Source organism: Mycobacterium sp. TH-M11 (assembly GCF_057473725.1).
The window spans coordinates 1-3,967 of sequence record NZ_JBYCLD010000479.1 but is presented as its reverse complement, the minus strand read 5'-3'; the positions used below and the strand labels follow the sequence as shown (position 1 = coordinate 3,967).

Annotated in this window: 4 protein-coding genes; 2 read left to right on the top strand and 2 right to left on the bottom strand. The window is 67.5% G+C overall.

Annotated elements, in window-relative coordinates:
- Nucleotides 1-142: 142 nt before the first annotated feature.
- Nucleotides 143-754 carry an ANTAR domain-containing response regulator gene (locus tag AC2VOG_RS18445; protein WP_486941279.1) on the top strand — a complete coding sequence of 204 codons (612 nt, stop codon included), beginning with the start codon at nucleotides 143-145 and terminating at the stop codon, nucleotides 752-754.
- An 89-nt stretch (nucleotides 755-843) separates the two neighbouring features.
- Here the strand turns inward: AC2VOG_RS18445 and AC2VOG_RS18440 are convergent, their stop codons facing one another.
- Both AC2VOG_RS18440 and AC2VOG_RS18435 read right to left on the bottom strand, forming a co-directional pair.
- Nucleotides 844-2,043, bottom strand: a complete 1,200-nt coding sequence (locus AC2VOG_RS18440; protein ID WP_486941278.1) for a lipid-transfer protein — start codon at nucleotides 2,041-2,043, stop codon at nucleotides 844-846.
- A gap of 10 nt (nucleotides 2,044-2,053) precedes the next feature.
- A complete protein-coding gene (locus AC2VOG_RS18435; RefSeq protein ID WP_486941277.1) occupies nucleotides 2,054-2,536 on the bottom strand; it encodes a Zn-ribbon domain-containing OB-fold protein in 483 nt (160 codons plus the stop codon).
- Between the two features lie 171 nt (nucleotides 2,537-2,707).
- On the opposite strand from AC2VOG_RS18435, the gene AC2VOG_RS18430 reads away from it, so the two are divergent.
- On the top strand, nucleotides 2,708-3,967 hold a 1,260-nt coding region (locus AC2VOG_RS18430), incomplete at its 3' end, for a 5'-3' exonuclease H3TH domain-containing protein (RefSeq protein WP_486941280.1).

Here is a 3,967-nt window from a genome sequence, read left to right as displayed (position 1 = left end):
ACGGGTTTTGAATCCGTTTCCTCTGCCAGTTGGGATACGAGGGCCTGCGCACTACGGCCTCCCACCATAGAGGATCGGTTTCGGCGCGCCGACTAATAGCCCCGCAGTCGTGGATCGGCGCGGTTCGCGAGAGAATGTCTCCATGACCGAGGATGAAGCCCGAATCGCGCACCGGGTCCTGATCGCGGAGGACGAGGCGCTGATCCGGCTCGACCTGGCCGAGATGCTGCGCGAAGAGGGCTACGAGGTCGTCGGCGAGGCCGGCGACGGCCAGGAAGCCGTCGAGCTGGCCGAGCAGCTCAAGCCCGACCTGGTGATCATGGACGTCAAGATGCCGCGTCGCGACGGCATCGACGCTGCCTCGGAGATCGCCGCCAAGCGCATCGCGCCGATCGTGATCCTCACCGCGTTCAGCCAGCGCGACCTCGTCGAAAAAGCCCGTGACGCCGGCGCGATGGCTTACCTGGTGAAGCCTTTCACCATCTCGGACCTGATTCCTGCGATTGAAGTGGCGCTGAGTCGATTCAGCGAAGTCAGGGCGCTCGAGAGCGAGGTCGAGACGCTGTCGGACCGGCTGGAGACCCGCAAGCTCGTCGAACGGGCCAAAGGTCTGCTGCAGGCCAATCAGGGCATGACTGAGCCTGAGGCGTTCAAGTGGATTCAGCGTGCGGCGATGGACCGCCGCACGACCATGAAGCACGTCGCCGAAGTCGTCTTGGAAACCCTCGACACGGCGAAGGACGCACCGAGTTAATGGTGATCGCCGAGCGTGCGTGTCTGACCGTCGACACGCCGTAGCGGGAGTGCAACCGTGCACCCTCGCGGCGGAGCGCAGGCTCGCAACTAGCGCGCGACGATCACCGAGGATCCGTGGCCGAACAGGCCCTGGTTCGCGGTGACGCCGACGGTGGCGCCTTCCACCTGCCGGCCGGTGGCCTGACCGCGCAACTGCCAGGTCAACTCGCAGACCTGCGCGATCGCCTGCGCGGGGATCGCCTCACCGAAGCACGCGAGCCCGCCCGACGGGTTGACCGGCACCGTGCCTCCGAGGGCGGTGGCGCCGCTGCGCAGCAGCGCCTCGGCCTCGCCTTTGGGGCACAGCCCTAGATGCTCGTACCAGTCGAGTTCCAGCGCGGTGGACAGGTCGTAGACCTCGGCCAGGCTGACGTCCTCGGGCCCGATGCCGGCTTCGGCGTAGGCCGCGTCCAGGATCTGGTCTTTGAACACCCGCTCCGGCGCCGGCACGACCGCCGTGGAATCCGTTGCGATGTCCGGCAATTCGGGCAAGTGCTGCGGGTACTGCGGGGTCACCGTGCTGACCGCGCGCACCGACGGCACGCCGTCGAGTGAGCCCAGGTGCTTGCGGGCGAAGTCCGCGCTGGCCACAATCAGGGCGGCCGCGCCGTCGGAGGTGGCGCAGATGTCGAGCTGGCGCAGCGGGTCGCTGACCACCGGGCTGGCCAGCACGTCCTCGACCGAGGACTCCTTGCGGTAGCGGGCATTCGGGTTCTGCAGGCCGTGCTGGGAGTTCTTCACCTTCACTTGGGCGAAGTCTTCCGCCGTCGCCCCGTACAGGTCCATCCGGCGACGAGCGAGCAGGGCGAAGTACACCGGGTTCATCGCGCCGATCAGGTGGAACCGCTGCCAGTCGGGGTCATTCTTGCGTTCGCCACCGACCGGGGCGAACGCGCCCTTGGGGGTGGTGTCGGCACCGATGACCAGCGCGACGTCGCAGAACCCGGCCAGGATGTGGGCGCGGGCGCTCTGCAGCGCCTGCGATCCGCTGGCGCAGGCGGCATAGCTGGAGCTGACCGGCACGCCGTTCCAGCCGAGCTTCTGCGCGAACGTCGACCCCGCGATGAAGCCCGGGTAGCCGTTGCGGATGGTGTCGGCGCCGGCGACCAACTGGATCTGCTGCCAGTCCAGCCCGGCTTCGGCGAGTGCGGCGCGGGCGGCGACGACGCCGTATTCGGTGAAGTCTCGGCCCCACTTGCCCCACGGGTGCATGCCGGCGCCGAGGATGTAGAGCGGATCGGGACTCATTTCGCGATCCTCATTTGCGCCGCTCCTTTTCATCGCTTCGCTCTGCATCGTCACCGGCGCGCCTCCAGGCGTGCACGAGGCGTTCGACCCCGTCGCTGTCGGTGAACAGGGTCATGGTTGCCAACTCCATCTCCATGCCGACTTTGAGATCGGCGGCCAGCGTGCCCTCGACGACCTTGCCCAACACGATGATGCCCTCGTCGGCGAGTTCCACCGCGGCAATAGCGAACGGCACGAACGGATCCGGGGCGGGATAGGGCGCCGGCGGAGGATAGCGGTTCTCGGTGTAGCTCCACAGTGTCCCGCGCCGCGACAACGCGACGGCCTCTAGTACGTCGCTGTCGCAGGCCGGGTTGGGGCAGTTGTTCTCCCGCGGCGGGAAGACGTAGGTGCCGCACTGTGGGCACTTACTGCCGATCAGATGCGGATTGGCGGTCTCGTCGGCGGCGAACCATCCGTCGATAGCCGGTTGTTTGCTGGTGACCTCGGGCACCGGGCCAGCCTACCCAGCCTGACCACAAAACTGAAACGTGTTGCAGTTCGAGGCGGTGGACGTCGCTACTCGGCGTCGGACCCAGTGCCTAGAGTTGACGCCGTGAGCCCAGCCAGGATCGCGAGCAAGAAGACACAGGCCGGCAAGGCCACCGACGACACGCCCACGTTGATGCTGCTGGACGGCAACTCGCTGGCATACCGGGCCTTCTATGCGCTGCCCGCCGAGAACTTCAAAACCCAGGGCGGACTGACCACCAACGCGGTGTACGGGTTCACCGCGATGCTGATCAACCTGCTGCGCGACGAGGCGCCCACCCACATCGCCGCCGCCTTCGACGTGTCGCGTCAGACGTTTCGCTCCGACCGCTACCCGGAATACAAGGCCAACCGGTCGAGCGCCCCGGACGAGTTCCGTGGTCAGATCGACATCACCAAGGAAGTCCTTGCTGCCCTTGGTATTACGACGCTCGCCGAAACAGGCTTCGAAGCCGACGACATCATTGCCACGCTGACCACGCAGGCCGAACAAGAGGGCTACCGGGTCCTGGTGGTCACCGGCGACCGCGACGCGTTGCAGCTGGTCTCCGACGGCGTGACGGTGCTGTACCCGCGCAAGGGCGTCAGCGAGCTGACCCGCTTCACCCCGGCGGCCGTGGTCGAGAAGTACGGCTTGACGCCAAAGCAGTACCCAGACTTCGCCGCGCTGCGCGGCGACCCGAGCGACAACCTGCCCGGCATCCCCGGCGTGGGGGAGAAGACCGCGACCAAGTGGATCGCCGAATACGGGTCGCTGCAGGCGCTGGTTGACGACGTGGAGTCGGTGCGCGGCAAGGTCGGCGACGCGTTGCGGGCCAACCTGTCCAGCGTGGTGCTCAACCGCGAGCTCACCGATCTGGTCCGTGACGTGCCGCTGGCCCAGACACCGGACACGTTGCGGATGCAGCCCTGGGACCGCGACCAGATCCACCAACTGTTCGACCAGCTGGAGTTCCGGGTGCTGCGCGACCGGCTGTTCGACACGCTGGCCGCCGTCGAACCGGAGGTCGACGCAGGGTTCGACGTGCGTGGGGGAGCGCTGGAGCCCGGCACGGTCGCGCAGTGGCTCACCGACCACGTCGCCGACGGTCGCCGTGCCGGCCTGGCAGTGGTCGGGACGCATCTGCCCTACGGCGGCGACGCAACCGCCCTGGCGATCGCCGCCGCAGACGGCGACGGCGCGTTCATCGACACCACCACCGTCACACCCGAGGACGACGCCGCGCTGGCCAATTGGCTGGCCGACCCCGAAAAGCCGAAAGCCTTACACGAGGCCAAGTTGGCCATCCACGACCTCGCGGGACGCGGCTGGACGCTGAACGGTGTCAGCTCCGACACCGCGCTGGCCGCCTACCTGGTTCGGCCCGGGCAGCGCAGCTTCACCCTCGACGAC